General features: G+C 58.4%; 9 protein-coding genes and 1 pseudogene. 3 read left to right on the plus strand and 7 right to left on the minus strand.

What is annotated here, in order from left to right; translation table 11 throughout:
- Window positions 1-41 precede the first annotated feature (41 nt).
- The 6 genes from ACQY39_RS19125 to ACQY39_RS19150 all read right to left on the minus strand — a co-directional run bounded on the left by ACQY39_RS19125 (window position 42) and on the right by ACQY39_RS19150 (window position 9,376).
- Window positions 42-3,260: a cellulase N-terminal Ig-like domain-containing protein gene (locus tag ACQY39_RS19125; protein WP_428508936.1), complete on the minus strand. Its 3,219-nt coding sequence runs from the start codon at window positions 3,258-3,260 to the stop codon at window positions 42-44.
- Window positions 3,261-4,710: 1,450 nt separating this feature from the next.
- Window positions 4,711-5,487 (minus strand): SDR family oxidoreductase, encoded by a 777-nt coding sequence (locus ACQY39_RS19130; RefSeq protein WP_428508938.1) that lies wholly within the window; start codon window positions 5,485-5,487, stop codon window positions 4,711-4,713.
- A 28-nt stretch (window positions 5,488-5,515) separates the two neighbouring features.
- Window positions 5,516-6,796, minus strand: a complete 1,281-nt coding sequence (locus ACQY39_RS19135; protein ID WP_428508940.1) for an L-fuconate dehydratase — start codon at window positions 6,794-6,796, stop codon at window positions 5,516-5,518.
- Between the two features lie 40 nt (window positions 6,797-6,836).
- A complete protein-coding gene (locus ACQY39_RS19140; protein ID WP_428508941.1) occupies window positions 6,837-7,694 on the minus strand; it encodes an ureidoglycolate lyase in 858 nt (285 codons plus the stop codon).
- A gap of 24 nt (window positions 7,695-7,718) precedes the next feature.
- Window positions 7,719-8,627 carry an amidohydrolase family protein gene (locus ACQY39_RS19145; protein WP_428508943.1) on the minus strand — a complete coding sequence of 303 codons (909 nt, stop codon included), beginning with the start codon at window positions 8,625-8,627 and terminating at the stop codon, window positions 7,719-7,721.
- Window positions 8,624-9,376 (minus strand): SDR family oxidoreductase, encoded by a 753-nt coding sequence (locus ACQY39_RS19150; RefSeq protein ID WP_263568881.1) that lies wholly within the window; start codon window positions 9,374-9,376, stop codon window positions 8,624-8,626. The genes ACQY39_RS19145 and ACQY39_RS19150 overlap by 4 nt, the downstream gene beginning before the upstream one ends.
- 239 nt (window positions 9,377-9,615) lie before the next feature.
- Between ACQY39_RS19150 and ACQY39_RS19155 the strand changes: the two genes are divergently transcribed.
- The 3 genes and pseudogenes from ACQY39_RS19155 (at window position 9,616) to ACQY39_RS19165 (ending at window position 14,711) form a co-directional block, all read left to right on the plus strand.
- A complete protein-coding gene (locus ACQY39_RS19155; protein WP_428508945.1) occupies window positions 9,616-10,053 on the plus strand; it encodes an RbsD/FucU family protein in 438 nt (145 codons plus the stop codon).
- Between the two features lie 109 nt (window positions 10,054-10,162).
- The gene (locus ACQY39_RS19160) at window positions 10,163-13,615 is read left to right on the plus strand and encodes a pyruvate carboxylase (protein WP_428508947.1); all 3,453 of its coding nucleotides are present in this window, start codon (window positions 10,163-10,165) and stop codon (window positions 13,613-13,615) included.
- Window positions 13,616-13,684: 69 nt separating this feature from the next.
- Window positions 13,685-14,711: pseudogene (locus tag ACQY39_RS19165) on the plus strand (IS5 family transposase).
- On the opposite strand, the gene ACQY39_RS19170 reads toward ACQY39_RS19165, so the two are convergent.
- Complete coding sequence (locus tag ACQY39_RS19170) at window positions 14,658-15,773, minus strand: lactonase family protein (RefSeq protein WP_428508949.1); 1,116 nt, start codon at window positions 15,771-15,773, stop codon at window positions 14,658-14,660. The pseudogene ACQY39_RS19165 and the gene ACQY39_RS19170 overlap by 54 nt on opposite strands.
- Window positions 15,774-15,806: the final 33 nt, after the last annotated feature.

Raw genomic sequence — 15,806 nt, forward strand, 5'->3', positions numbered from 1 at the left:
GAGGCGGATCTCGCCCGAAGGCGAGATCCGCCAACGCGGTCTTACTGGATCAGACCTGTCAGGCTTGAGCTGCGAACATTTCGGCCCGATGTGAAATTGGCGCGAATGACATAGGGCTCAGCCGCGCCACCCGTCGTGAACGTGAAGGTGCCGGTCCCAACGCCGCCAGGCGCAACGGAAGCTGTTGCCGCGGCTTGGTTCAAGACACCTCCAGCTGCAGACAATGCGATAGCCGGAGTTATTGCCGTTGTGCCACGATTCATCGCTGTCCAGGTCACGGTGTAAGTCGTGTTCTTGCTCAGCGTCTGTGGGAGCGCGGACAGGCTTCCACTCAGGTTGCTCGAGAAGTCGACCACCCAGTTGCTGCTTCCGCCGCCAACCGTATTCACGGGCAGGCTCAAGTTGCTGAACCCGCTGGTTTGCGCTGTGAGCACAACCTTCTGCCCCAGGGGCAAATCCGTGATGCTCAGCTTGCCACTGCTGGGGACGGTGTAGCTGCGAGTTGCGATTCCAGGGTTGGACGGGAAGCTCGCAGAAACCGTTGCACCAATTGCGGCCGCGCCATTGGTGAAGTCGAGGTTCACTGCGTGAGCGCCTTCAAGATTCACAGCCCCCATGACGTAGGCATGGCTGTAGGCGATCCAACTCTCGCCCGAACCGTTGTTGATCGCATCAGCCGGCAGCTGGCGCGTCGAGTCAAAGTTCACCCAGAAAGAGTCGTTACCAGGGGTCGTGGTGTAACCACCGAAGACCGATCCATCAGCGGCCCACGACTCCATCAGCTGATTCGCCAACGAAGTATTGGGGATGCCTTTGAACATCGAACTTGGCTTCACACCGCCCGCCACGGCGAAGCCACTGTTCAAGCCGGCAAACATCTGAACGTTGGCATTGGCAAGGACCTGGTAGCTTTCATCATTCAAATAGTTGCCAACCTTCAAGAGGGTGCGTGCTGCCTGCCCCCAAACCTCACTGCCACCATGCAAGTGATTGCCAAACCAATAGATCGAAGCATTGGCGGAGTTGCCAGTGCCAGTCGGATCACGGTAGACCGTGTTGGGCGCGATCTTGAACGGGTTCGCATTGGCTGCAGGCTTCTGATATCCCTCTGCCCAAGTCTGCAAGACACGGTGCCACTTCGCGGAATCAGGATCGTTGGGAGCCAATTTCAGCAGATCGACAAAACCATCCAGGTTTGTGTAGATGTAGTGACCGAGATGCATCCAGCCCGTCTGAGCAGACTCCATCAGGAACGAGTTGTCGTCCGCCGTATTGGCATCCGACTGGCTGAACTCCTTGAACATGCCATGGACACCAGCCAGCTTTTGCGTGTGGTTCAGGTACTGCCGCGAAGCAATTTCGCGCGCAACCGCCTTGGCTTCTGTCAGGTACTTGTCCTTCTCAGCACCCGTCTCGTCGGTGACCTGATACAGCAAGGTCGACGCCCACAAATACTCGACCAGCTCGCGAGTTCGCAGGCCCTTGTATCCCGTAGATTGGAGCGTCACGGTGCCCATGTCCCAACGCGGGTCAGTGATGGCGTACATGGCGCGAGCTTCGGCTTGCCATTGATACCACGGCCAGTTGTCCGGGCCGCCTGACGATTCGATCGAGTTGACGATGTCAACCTCGCCGGGCAAGTAGTACGGGCGATTCTTGGCCAGCTTCCAAGCCTTCTTCGCGGCCGTCAAATAGCCAGCAGCATTTGCGCCGGCGCCCGCGACGCCATTGAGCGCCTGATAGGCCTTTGCCAAGGTGACCGCACCGACATTCAAGTTGTTCCAAACGTAGACCTTTCCGGCCCAGAATGCGTTCCTGTTATTGAACTCCTTGAGCAGGTTGATGTACAGCGAATGACGGAACCGCCCGTCAACCTGCGGGTCCGAAGAGGTCTCTTGAAGACCGACGATGTAGTCGGCGCCACGCTTGATGTTGGTCAGAATGGCGCTCTTCTGGGCGGCCGAGAATCGGCTCCGATGCAGTGCATCCAGGTCCACCAGGGCGCGCGTAGTGATTGCCGTGGATCCCATCTCTGTGTAATTGCTTGCGCAATCGATCCAGATCTGAGGGATGGGCGGAACCGCATTGGCGGTGCTGCCACTGGCGATCAGACTGGTACCAGAGGGGTCCGGGTTGTTGGACAGACGGACATCTGCTCGGGTGTTGCCTGTCGCCGGCAAGTAGCCGCCGAGATACGGCATGCCGCGCGCAGCCATGACAGGCGGGGTTGGGCCACCAAATCGATCTTCCAGCTGTTGGACGGCAATGGTGTACATGCTCGAATCCATCAGTGGCGTATCACCGATCTTGAACGGCTTGGAGGTTTGGGTGAACCCCCCAATCGTGACCTCCATCGTGTAGGTGCCAGCACTGGTCACTTGGCTGAAATCGATGGGGTAGTAATCGACACCCCACTTGTTCACTTTCGCGCCAACCGTCCCGGAAGCAGCGGCGCTGTTCGCCGAATTCAGAAGTCGCCAGGTCGCACCGGCCACGTTGAAGCTCGCGCTGGTCTGCGGGCTCGCACGAACCATGGCACGCTTCTCTCCATAGGTTTGGTAACCCAGCTCCGACGAATGCACGGTGGCGCCAGTTGCAAGCGGCGCACTCAACTGGGTCAAATTGATGTTATTGAAACGTACTGCTGTGCCGGCATGGAACATGCCCAGTTGTCCACTCAAGTAAGGCGAAGACGAGTCCGTGTACGTGAGCGTGGCAGTGGTGGCCCCATTGAAGTAGGCCTTGATACTGCCCCCAATGGCCTCAACCTTGACGTGATAGGCCGTTCCAAACGTCAATGCTGAAATTGGCTGAGTCAACAGAAGCGCACCGTTCTTGAAGAGCTCGATGGTGCTGCCCGTACTTTGCCGATGCAAAAGCAGCAAGTAGCCGTTTGTGAAGCTTCCGCTGCTGCGGAACACCAAGCCGCCTTGTGATGCCTGAGCGCCAGTGCCAAGCAATGTGATATCCGCTTCGAATCGGAGGTCACTTGCCAACTCCGTTGTCGCAATGTCGAGGCCTGCAGCAGCTGTGGCCGTTACGCAATCTGCCGCATTAATGTTGGCGCTCCATCCTGCCACTGGCCAATTTGCGAGATGTACGTTCAAGCAAGCCGCAGATGCAAAGGAATGAGAGAACAGGCCTGCCGCAAGAATTGCTGAAGCCGCCACCGCATGCAGCTTGTGAGCGGGGGCCCTTGTGCGCTGCACTCTCGGCTGCGAAGACAGAGTGCTCCGGAGAGCTTCCTTGTTTGTGGACATATTGGAACCTTGAAGTGTGTGTGGGGACAGTCGCATTGCAAACCACGCTCGCGCGTTTGATTGAGAAGCGCGGCAGATTGCAAGCAGACAAAAAGCCAAGGCACCACCTGTCCCCATAGCTCACTTTGCCGCCACCCAATTTATCACTTATGAATATGTAATTTATTGGTGAAAACTCTTAACGCACCCGGGAGGCGAGTCAACCAAGCTGAAGCCACTTGCCCTGCGAGAACATCAAGCCTTCTCGTACTGGGAGTTGGCAAGACCATCCAGTCACAAGCCAATGGAATGAGCGCATTGGCATGAGGTCTTCGCTCGGGGGATGGGTAGGCTCGGCCTTGCATTTCCAGCCGCGGGATGGGTCCAGAACAAGGACCACTCGATTCAGAAACAACCAGCCACTTGAACTCGGCACCCGAGCAAGCGGAATAGGTCTATGTGTCCGGCTACCTTGCTCCAAAGGAGCACTCATGGTCCGCGTGCTGATCCACGACATGGCGCGCACACCGCTGTTCACCATTCAGCGAGGGAACCGCACAAGACAAGGTCAGCAGTTCAAATCGGATGTACCTAGATTGCCTCTCGGCGAGGAAACTGCCTGCTAAGTGCCCAAGCGATTGCTTGCACCTGCGCACTATCTACTTCACTCAAAACGGCGGTGACCCTTTGATGCATGGAATACAGCGGCCGAGGATCAAGAAGATTGGGATCTCTGTATGGTCCACGTCCCCAGTGCGCCTCGAAGACAGCGCCATGCGCGTGGCGCTCAACAGCAGAGAACCCAACAGCCCCGCCCTGCTCCGCCACAAACCGCAAAGCATTTCCATCGCCTCGGCCGACGCTTTCGTTCAGCGCGCTGCGCGCTGCTTCGCGCCAACTGGCACTGGAGGGATGCCGCTGAATAACCCACTGTGCGAAGACTGGCGCGGAACCGAGTAGCTCAGATTTGATCGCCTTTTGCGCGAGCTCATCTGCTTGCTTCAGCCGCCCCGAATCCACACCAACGCAAGCGACAGCTGGCTGTGTACGACTTATCGGATTTGCAGGGAGACAATTCATCAATTGCTCCAACAGCCACTGGGCCTGTCGTGGGGTTCCGCGATTCAGTACGGCTTCTATATGAGGGCCAAAGCCCTCCGAGCCAACCCCGAGAAGATCTCGGTCTGCCCGGTCAGGCGGCTCAATGACCTGCGTCCGCGAAGGCGCCCTTCGCACAGGAGAAACTTCCAGCTCAGCTTCAGCATCCCTTGTGTCAACAAGAACATGCGGCATGCCCCCAGAGGACTCAACCGGCCAGAACACCCAGCCAAACAGTCCAAGAGTCGCTCCTGCGCTCCAGAACAGAAATAGCCTCCAACGCGCGGTCATATCACTGCCCCTCAAACGAAGAGAACACAGAGCCCCACTGTCGTGCGGACTTCACCACACTCCCTACTCAGAGAGCAGTAACTCAATCCAACGCACGGTCCAGATGCGTGTAGCCGCCATCGACAAACACCCACTGGCCTGTCGTGTGCCCTGCACGCACCGACATGAGAAAGACGACTTGCGCCGCGATCTCCTCTGCCGTGGTCATTCGCTGACCCAGGGGAATTCGCTTCGTGATCTCAGCAACTTTCTGGTCGGGATCCGCAAAGCTGCTGAGCCACTCTCGATACAGCGGCGTCATGACTTCAGCAGGCACCACCGCATTGACCCGAACCCCATCACCTCGAAGTGCCGCCGCCCACTCTCGTGTGAGCGAGAGCTGAGCGCCTTTGGCCGCACAGTAGCCGCTTGTGTTTCCTTGCCCAGTGACTGCCGTCTTCGATGAAATATTGACTATGGCTCCGCGACTCTTGCGCAAGTGCGGCACGCACAAGTGGGCCATCAGATAGTAGTGATGCAGATTGCGCACGAGCGAAGCCTGGAAGTCGGCCAGGCCTGCATCCAAACCGACGTTGTCGTTGACGCCTGCGTTGTTGACCAGGCCATAGATCGCGCCAAACTCTTGAACGCATCGATCCACCGCCATCCGGCAAGCCACCTCATCGGAGAGGTCGAGTTGATAGAAGCGCGCCGATGGCTGCAACGCGTGCAGGCTTTGCTCGAAATCAGGATTAAGCGCACTTCGACCAAACACAACAGGAATCGCACCCTCAGCAGCAAGCGCCAAGGTAATGGCTCCGCCAATCCCTGCCCCGCCCCCAGTCACGATGACGACCTTGTTATCCAAATGCAATTGCATGGAATCTCCAGATGCGAGCTGAGTCGACTCAATCGCGCTTATGAATGTGAGCCGCCAAGGAAGCGGTCTTCATGGTGATGGAATAGCCAGGCTTTGTGGGCGGCATATAGGCAGCATTCTTGATCACGCAAGGATCTTCGAAGTGCTCGTGCAAATGATCGACAAACTCAATCACCCGGCCTTCACGTGTACCGGCTATGCACAGATAGTCAATCATTGACAGATGCTGCACGTATTCGCACAGGCCAACGCCACCCGCATGCGGGCACACCGGCAGATCGTACTTGGCAGCCATCAACATCACAGCCAACACTTCGTTCACACCACCCAGGCGGCAAGAGTCGATTTGCACGACATCGATTGCCCCACGCATGATGAGCTGTTTGAAAATGATGCGGTTCTGGCACATTTCACCGGTGGCCACCTTCATCGGCAGCACGGCCTCGCGAATGGCACGGTGGCCCTCAACATCATCTGGGCTCGTCGGCTCTTCGATAAACCAAGGATTGGCGAACGCCAAGTCCTTCAGCCAATCAATCGCCTGCGGCACTTCCCACACCTGATTCGCATCGATCATCAGCTTGCGATCTGCGCCGAGCACTTCACGCGCAATGCGAAGGCGGCGTACATCGTCCTCACGATCCCGGCCGACCTTGAGTTTGATGTGGTTGAAGCCCGCATCCACAGCCTCCTGGCACAGACGGCGCAGTTTGGCGTCGTCATACCCCAACCAACCAGCCGATGTGGTGTAGCAAGGGAAACCTTCAGTCTTCAGCGTGGCGATGCGCTCGGCCTTGCCTTTGGCCCGTTCCGTCAGCAGAACCAGTGCCTCCTCTGGGGTGATGCAATCTGTGATGTAGCGGAAGTCGATGCAGCGAACCAGTTCCTCGGGGCTCATGTCCGCCACCAACTGCCACACCGGCTTTCCGACCGACTTGGCCCACAGATCCCACACTGCGTTGACCACCGCACCGGTGGCAAGATGAATCGCCCCCTTATCGGGCCCGATCCAACGAAGTTGGCTGTCAGAAGTGATGTGACGCCAGAATCGCCCCATGTCAGCGGCGATCCAGTCCAAGTCCAGCCCAAGCACCATATGGCGCATGGCATCAATCGCAGCGCAGCAGATCTCGTTGCCCCGCCCGATGGTGAAGGTCAATCCATGACCTTCCAGGCCAGGTTGATCGGTCTCAAGGATCACGTAGGCCGCTGAGTAATCGGGATCCGGATTCATGGCATCGCTGCCATCCAGACTCTGTGAAGTTGGGAAGCGCACATCGAGCACGCGCAAATTGCGAATCACTGGCATGGTGTTGGGCTAACTTTGTGAAATAGAAGGCTGGCGGAACTCAGGCCTGTACGGTCGTCTGACGCTGCTCACCCAGGCCCTGGATGCCCAAATGGATGGTTTGTCCAGCGCGAAGGTAGACAGGCGTCGGCTTTTGACCGAGGCCGACGCCTGGAGGCGTTCCTGTGGAAATGATGTCGCCTGGTTGCAGGCTCATGAAGCGGCTGAGATAACTCACCAGATACGCGACACCAAACACCATGGTGCGCGTGTTGCCGGTCTGGTAGCGGTGCCCATCCACTTCGAGCCAAAGGTCGAGGTTCTGAGGGTCCGGAACCTCGTCAGCAGTCACCAGCCACGGGCCGATGGGACCGAAGGTGTCGCAGCCCTTGCCTTTATCCCACTGCGTACCGCGCTCCAGCTGGAACTCGCGCTCGGAGACATCGTTGATCACGCAATAGCCGGCCACGTGCGACAGCGCATCTTCCTCTTTGATGTAGCGACCTTCACGGCCGATCACCACACCCAACTCCACCTCCCAGTCGGTCTTCACCGAGCCACGAGGGATCTCAACCGGATCGTTCGGCCCGACGATGGCGCTTGTCCACTTGCCAAATACGACCGGCTCCGAAGGGACTGGCATGCCAGACTCAGCAGCGTGATCAGCGTAATTCAAGCCAATGCAAATGAACTTGCCCACGCGCGCCACACAAGGCCCCACACGAATGTCACTCCCAAGGACGCCCTCGATCTCAGGGAGCAGCGATTGATCCACCGAGCGCAGGAAAGCCAAGCCCTCAGGCAGCAGCACATCCCCAGCGAGATCCGGGACCACGCCGGACAAATCGCGAAGCTTTCCTTGCGAATCCAGCAAAGCGGGTTTCTCTTGGCCCTTCGGGCCGACTCGAAGTAGTTTCATAAATTCAATCCTGAGTGTTCAAGCTCAGACCTTCAGGCCGTAGAACGCCACAGCGTTCGCCGACCAGATCTGATTCTGTTCATGGGGTGACAACTCGCCGATGAGCGCATCACTCACCGCGACCCAACGTTCGTAGTTGCCGGCTAAATTGAGCACAGGCCAGTCACTGCCCCACATAAGTCGACTGGGACCAAAATGCTCCAACAGGAACTCCCAAACGGGTCGGATCGCATGGAGCGCCTTGTCCATCGTGGCCACGTCAGTAACTGAGGCCTCGTTGAACAGCCCTGAGAACTTGCAATGCAACTGAGGCTGCTGTGCCAAGGAGCGCATCTGCGAGCGCCAGTAGCTCATGCCGTCGCTGGACCATCCATCCCGCAGGGCGGGTTTGGCGGCGTGGTCGATAACCACCTCAAGTCCCGCATGCTGCCGGGCGAACAGCTCCAGCATAGGCAGATGGTCCACCTTCACCAGTGCGTCCAACTTCAGCTCCAGAAGCGTCATGGCGTCCCAGACCTGCGCGCCTGGCGCCCGTAGCAGCCAATGTGGGTCCGGCAAATCCTGCAGCATCGGACGTATGCCGCGGAGCTTTGAGTTGGTTGCCATTCGGATGAGTCGCGAGACGCAATCTGGGGCTGCTAGGTCAACCCAACCCACCACTCCAGCGACCCAAGGCGTCACCTCGGCGATTTCCAGCATGAAAGCAGTCTCCGCCTCCGTTGCTGCAGCCTGGACTAGAACCGAATGCCGGACATCTGCCGCCTGCATCAGAGCGGCAAGCTCCGGCGGCAGAAAGTCTCGTCTCAGTGGAGCGAGCGCTGGGTCGTCCGGCGACATCCAGTGATAGTCACCTCGCGACGGTCGCCAGAAATGGTGGTGACTGTCGAGGCGAACCGCCCCTGCAGACCGAGAACCAGTCGCATCTGGCTTCAAATCGTCACCCCTCCGTCGACCAGAATGGCCTGACCGGTCACAAAGCTGGATTCATCGCTCAACAGATAGACCACCTGAGGGACGATGTCGTCTACGGTCGCAAGACGCCCCATAGGCTGGCGCGCAATGAAGTCCTTTTCTGCTTGAATCGGATCCGGATTGGCTGCAATTCGCTCACGCAGCGAAGGCGTGTCCACTGTGCCCGGGCAGATGGCATTGCAACGCAAGCCGGCGCGAACAAAGTCCGCTGCCACGCCCTTGGTCAAGCCGATCACTGCCGCTTTGCTGGCTCCGTAGGCTGTTCGATTGGCAAAGCCTTTGATCGATGAGGCCATCGAAGCCATGTTCAAGATGGAAGCGCTGCCGCCCGTCCGTTCGGACTTGGCCAGCATGCCTGGCAAAAAGGCACGAATCATCCGGTACATGCTGGTCACATTCAGCTCAAAGCTGAATGCCCAATCCTTTTCCTCACAGTTCAAGACGCTGCCGTTGTGCACATAACCGGCGCAGTTGAAGAGCGCATCAATTTCACCGACCCGCTGAGCAAGCGCCAGGATCGCCGAAGCATCCATCACATCCAAACGATGCACTTCAACGCCCGGGGCGTCAGCCTTCAGGCGATCCAACAAGTCCTGATTGATGTCGGTGGCGATGACACGCGCACCCTGCGCGGCACACGCCAGCACACTTGCCCTCCCAATTCCCTGACCTGCTGCCGTGATCAAGATGGTCTTCTGGTTCAGTCTCATCGCCTAGCTCCGCCGGGTTGCGCACAAGATTGCAGGCTTCAAATCCTGCCGTAAATTTCATTCATGAATCGTACATTCATGGATGAACAAAGGTCAACAAAAATCTTGTCAACAGATACAAAACGCCCATTGCCGACAACATGGCGATCATGCCTGTGATTTTCACTGATGAACTGTTATTCTACCAGTGACATTAAAGAGCCCTTCGGCCGGTCTTCACTACGGATAGCCCTCTGATCATGCTTAAGAACATCGACCCCATCCTTTCCCCCGAGCTGCTGGCACACCTACGCGCCATGGGGCACGGCGACGAAGTGGCCATCGTTGACGCCAATTTCCCCGCTCAGCGCGTCGCCCAAAGACTCGTCCGACTGGATGGCGTTTCGTCTACGCATGTGCTGACAGCTGTCTTGTCTCTGCTGCCACTCGACACCTATGTCGACGCTGCAGCCCATGTGATGCAAGTCGTCGGAAGCGAGGATGCGCCCCCCATTGCCAACGAGTACCGGGACATCGTGGTGAAGCAGTCCGGTTCCGCGTTTGGCCAACTCGGGAAGATCGAGCGCCACGCCTTCTACGAGCGCGCCGCCCGCAGCTACCTCGTGATCGCAACCGGAGAAACAAAGCTGTACGGCAATGTGATCCTGACCAAAGGCGTGATTCCGCCCGCCAACTGAGGACACCAGCGCTACACAGCACTTCTTGCCGGCCCCGCCCTTGCTTGACCAGGGCGCAGTGCCGCTGCGGAGCGCTGCCTGATTTATTAGCAATCGGAACGGAGCATTTGTGAACAAGATCAAGACCCTGCTGGTCGCCAATCGAGGCGAGATCGCCATTCGGGTGATGCGCGCGGCCAGCGAGCTCGGCATACGCACGGTGGGCATCTATGCCAACGAAGACCGCTTTGCCTTGCACCGCCTGAAGGCGGATGAGAGCTATCTCGTGGGCGAGGGCAAGAAGCCCATTGCCGCCTATCTGGACATTCCCGACATCATGCGCATCGCCCGGGAAGCCGGCGCCGATGCCATTCACCCCGGCTACGGATTCCTATCCGAAAACCCAGAGTTCGCTGATGCCTGCGCCAAAGAGGGGATCTGCTTCATCGGCCCCACGGCAGAGGTCATGCGAACCTTGGGCAACAAGGTGGCCGCCCGAACTGCGGCCATGGCCGCGGGCGTGCCAGTCATCCCCGCATCGCAGGCCCTGCCCCAAGAACCAGATGAGCAACTCCGCATCGCCGCCGAGATCGGTTATCCCCTGATGCTAAAAGCCAGCTGGGGTGGCGGTGGGCGGGGTATGCGCGCGATCGAGTCGGCCGATCAGCTGCTGGAACAAGTGGCCGCCGGTCGGCGTGAGGCACTGGCCGCCTTCGGCAACGACGAGGTGTACTTGGAAAAGCTCATCCGCCGTGCTCGCCACGTGGAAGTCCAGATCCTTGGCGACTTGCATGGCCAGCTTGTGCACCTCTTTGAACGCGACTGCTCGGTACAGCGGCGCAATCAAAAGGTGGTGGAACGAGCACCAGCCCCTTACCTCGAAGACACCCAACGCCAGGCCCTTTGCGCCAGCGCGCTCAAGCTCTGTCATCGCGTGGGCTACACCCACGCCGGTACGGTGGAGTTTCTGTATGACGTGGACAGCGAGCAGTACTACTTCATCGAGGTGAACCCGCGCATCCAGGTCGAACACACTGTCACCGAGGAAGTGACCGGCATCGACATTGTCAAAGCGCAAATCCGCGTCAGCCAGGGTGCACGCATCGGTGGAGCAGCGTCCGGCGTTCCTGCCCAGCAAGACATCCGACTGCAGGCCCATGCACTGCAATGCCGGGTCACGACAGAAGACCCAGAAAAGGGCTTCGCTCCCGACTATGGCCGCATCAGCGCCTACCGCAGCGCCGCAGGCTTTGGCGTGCGCCTGGACGGCGGCACCGCCTACAGCGGCGCCGTGATCACCCCGTTCTTTGATTCCTTGTTAGTCAAGGTCACCACGCGCGGACAAACGCCGGCCGAGGCCATCCAGCGCATGGATCGCGCCTTGCGCGAGTTCCGCATCCGCGGCGTCGCCACCAACCTCCAGTTTCTGGAGAACGTCATCCGCCACCCCAGCTTTGCGGACGGCAGCTGCACCACCCGGTTCCTGGACAACACGCCCGAGCTGTTCCGCCTGGCGCCACGCCGCGACCGCGCCACTCGCCTGCTGCGCTTCTTGGGCGAAGTCACCGTCAACGGCAACCCTGAGATGAAGGGGCGCAAAGCGCCGGAGCATGCCATCCCCGCCGCGCACAAGCCCGCCGAGGGCGGTCATGGCGAATTGCCGGCCGGCACACGGGACCGCTTGCGTCTGCTGGGACCGCAAGGCTTCGCCACATGGATGCGTGAACAGCCGCAGGTCCTGCTCACCGACACCAGCATGCGCGATGCCCACCAATCGCTCTTCGCCACGCGCATGCGTACGCGGGACATGGCTGACATCGCGCCCTACTACGCACGCATGCTGCCGCACCTACTCTCTGTGGAGTGCTGGGGTGGTGCCACCTTCGACGTGGCCCTTCGCTTCCTGAAAGAAGACCCCTGGGACCGCCTGCGTCGCCTGCGTGCCGCCATGCCCAACCTGCCACTGCAAATGCTGCTGCGCTCAGCCAATGCAGTGGGCTACACCAACTACCCGGACAACGTAGTCCAGTTCTTCATTCGCCAGGCGGCTCAGACCGGCGTGGACATCTTCCGCGTGTTCGACTCGCTCAACTGGGTGGAGAACATGCGCGTTGCCATGGACGCCGTGATCGAAGCCGGTGCAGTGTGTGAGGGCACGATCTGCTACTCCGGTGACCTCTTCGACAGCAGCCGACCCAAGTTCGGCCTGAAGGCCTATGTCACCATGGCCAAGGAGCTGGAACGTGCGGGCGCCCACGTGCTGGGCATCAAGGACATGGCCGGAATCTGCCGCCCCCGCGCCATCCGAGAATTGGTGCGTGTGCTGCGCGAGGAAACCGGCTTGCCAATCCACTTCCACACCCACGATACCTCGGGCATCTCTGCCGCCACCGTGCTGGCAGCGATCGACGCTGGCGTGGATGCGGTGGACGGAGCCCTGGATGCACTGTCGGGGCTGACCTCGCAACCCAACCTCACAGCCATCGCCGATGCCTTAGCCGGAACGGAACGCTGCCCCGAGTTGAACACCACCTCCATGCGAGAGATCTCGGCCTACTGGGAAGGCGTACGCCGCCACTACGCCCCGTTCGAAGCCGAAATGCGCGCTGGCACCTCCGAGGTGTACGGCCACGAGATGCCGGGCGGTCAGGTGACCAACTTGCGCGAACAAGCGCGATCCCTCGGCATTGCCCACCGCTGGTCCGAAATTGCGAAGGCCTACGCTGACGTCAACCAGCTTTTTGGCGACATCGTCAAGGTCACCCCCACCTCAAAGGTGGTGGGCGACATGGCCCTCTTCATGGTCATGAATGGCCTCTCGGCCGAGGATGTCCTGGATCCCGCGCGCGACATTGCTTTCCCGGACTCGGTGGTCTCGCTGTTCAAGGGTGACCTGGGAAGGCCTACCGACGGGTTCCCAGCCGAATTGGCAGCCAAGGTCTTGCAAGGCGAGTCTCCCCTGCCCGGCCGCCCCGGCCTGGGCCTGGTGCCAGCGGATCTGGAGGCCGAGCGCAACCACGCCTCCAAGATCGCGGGCCACCACGCCAGCGACCAAGAGCTGGCCTCCTACCTCATGTACCCCAAGGTGTTTGCCGACTACCACGCCCACCTGCGCAACTACGGTGACGTCAGCGTACTGCCCACATCCAGCTTCTTCCATGGACTCAAGGCAGGTGACGAACTGGCCGTACGCATCGATGCCGGCAAAACACTGGCCATTCGGTTGCAGGGCATCTCCACCGCGGAAGACGCCGACGAGACACAAGAGTTGTTCTTTGAAGTGAATGGCCAACCCCGACTGCTTCGCGTGGAACGCGCGGGCAAGCAAGCTGGTACCCGCGACCGCGCCAAGGCCGAGCCCGGCGACAACAGCCAAGTGGGCGCGCCCATGCCAGGCATGGTCGCCAGCGTGGCCGTTCGCGTGGGCCAACGTGTTCGCCGCGGTGACACCCTGCTCTGCATCGAATCCATGAAGATGGAATCGTCGGTCTTCGCTGAAAGAGATGGTTGCGTGGCCGAACTGCTGGTGGCCACCGGCCAGATGGTGACAGCCAAGGAGTTGTTGATACGACTGGAGAGCTAAGTATGGTCTGCATAAACCCCAAGGCAAATCAGCTACCACTCTGGCTGAACAGCTGAGACGATGCAGGCCCTGAAGCAGACGAGTTGGGGATTGGCTCAGTTGAGCAAACGCACGTGGCGCCGGGTGTTCTTCGACGAGAAGGACCGCCTGGCGCCGTGGTCGGAGTTGGTCGCATTGATCAGCCGGCTCATGCCCGAGGGCGGGCGCGATCGACCACCATTTGCAGTTGAAGTGATGCTGCACATTCACTTCATGCAGCACTAGTTCGGTCTGAGCGTTCCGGCGATGGAAGAGGCGCTGCACAACATGGCTCTTTTCCACGACTTCGCCGGATTGGGCGGCTGGGAAGAACGCGTGCAGGACGAGACGACGATCCTGCGATTTCGCCGGATGTTGGATAAACACAAGCTGACCCCCAAGATTCCTCAGACGATCAACGATCTGCTGCCTAACAAGAGCTTGATGCTGCGCGCGGGCAACGTGGTCGATGCCCCTTGATCGCCGCAGCGAGTTCGACCAAGAACCTTGATGGCGAGCTCGAGCCGGAGATGAAATAGAGCAAGAAGGGCAACCAGTGGTACTTCGGCATGAAGGCCCACATCGGCGTGGACGCCGAGTCGGACCTGGACTGGTACACACGGTACGCGGCACGGCCCACAGCGTGGGCGATGTGGCCGAGGCCAACGCTCTAATGCATGAGGACGAGAGCGAAGCCTTTGGAGATGCGGGCTACCAGGGTGCAGCCAAGCGGCCCGATGCCAAGCCGCTGGTGCGTTGGAATATCGCGAAGCGCCCGACCAAGCGCAGGGCGCTGGACAGGAGCCGGGAATCGACCCCCATGATCGACGAACTGCAGAAACTCAAGTCCAGCATCCGCGCCAAGGTGTAACAGCCGTTCCTCGTGATCAAGCACCAGTTCGGCTACGTAAAGGCGCGCTACCGCGGGCTGGCGAAAGACGCGGCGCAGTTGCACTCCTTGTTCGCGCTGTCCAACCTCTGGATGGTGCACCGCCGAGTGCCCGGGGTGCAAGCAAGAGTAAATCTACATACGACAAGTCATTATCGGATGAGAAATCTGGAATTCCGATCTGAATGACACCCCCCCAGTTTCCTCATGAATATCAAACAGAGTCACACAATCAGAATGCTGATTGCAAACCAACAAGTGCCGACCGTTCGAAGAAACATCAAAACTCACAGGACAATTGCCACCACAGAAAACTGATTGCACCAGAACTAGCGCACCACTAGAACCTTCAACACTATACTGGTGAATTAAATTATCACCCCTACTTGAAGCATAAAGGTACCTCCCACTTGGATGAAACTGAATTTCAGCACCACTAACACCAGCCTGACCCGCATTGGGGAAAAGATAATTACCTACTTCGGTGCAGGCCTGCCCGTCCAACTTATACGCCGCGATGAATGCCCCCATTTCATGCGTCACATAAAAAATGTGACCGTATGCAGGGTGAAATCGCACATGCCTTGGACCAGAACCAGCAGCTGACTCAATTGTAAGATTCTGATTGCAACTTAGAACGCCATTATCACCGGCACACTCGAACAACAGAACCTTATCTGACCCCAAATCCGCCACAGCAAAATATCTCCCACATGGAGAGGCCTCAATAGCATGGGGGTGAGGACTTTCTTGTCTTTCCCTATTAACACTCGAACCATGCAATCGTTCCATCCAAACCGGCACGCCAACACCATCACCCACTAGGCGATAGCCAACGACATTTCCATCCATATAGTTACAAACATATATGAATCGCCCATCCATGGAAATGCACGTGTACACAGTGCCAGCACCCATAGCGGAACGCTCATTAGTTAGCAAAAAACCCTCACCCTCCATTCTATAGGCAGATATAGCACCATCATATTTCCCTTCATAAGAAAATATCTTGTTAGCCACATACAATTCACTGCCTTTCACTGAAAAGTGGGTCAACTCCATTGACTGCAAACCAAGATCCTCAACAACTGCATTTCCACCTTGATGATCGCAGGTTATCCTAAATAGAGACGACGCCGCTTTGACATCATTACTCAAGTAACTCCCGATCAGAAATACAGAATTTTTCATTGATCTAAGTTTTAAATATTCAAACAAATAGAACACCGAGAGCCAGTTGAAATCATTCAAACCAAAGCTCTAAAGATCCTTAATTAAAACTCT

Source organism: Roseateles sp. (assembly GCF_965262435.1).
Classification (GTDB): Bacteria; Pseudomonadota; Gammaproteobacteria; order Burkholderiales; family Burkholderiaceae_C; genus Paucibacter_A.

What these genes read in the sequence shown, in the direction of transcription:
- ACQY39_RS19125 (WP_428508936.1), bottom strand. Translation starts at nt 3,260, where the DNA reads ATGTCCACAAACAAGGAAGCTCTCCGGAGCACTCTGTCTTCGCAGCCG.
- ACQY39_RS19130 (WP_428508938.1), bottom strand. Translation starts at nt 5,487, where the DNA reads ATGCAATTGCATTTGGATAACAAGGTCGTCATCGTGACTGGGGGCGGG.
- ACQY39_RS19135 (WP_428508940.1), bottom strand. Translation starts at nt 6,796, where the DNA reads ATGCCAGTGATTCGCAATTTGCGCGTGCTCGATGTGCGCTTCCCAACT.
- ACQY39_RS19140 (WP_428508941.1), bottom strand. Translation starts at nt 7,694, where the DNA reads ATGAAACTACTTCGAGTCGGCCCGAAGGGCCAAGAGAAACCCGCTTTG.
- ACQY39_RS19150 (WP_263568881.1), bottom strand. Translation starts at nt 9,376, where the DNA reads ATGAGACTGAACCAGAAGACCATCTTGATCACGGCAGCAGGTCAGGGA.
- ACQY39_RS19155 (WP_428508945.1), top strand. Translation starts at nt 9,616, where the DNA reads ATGCTTAAGAACATCGACCCCATCCTTTCCCCCGAGCTGCTGGCACAC.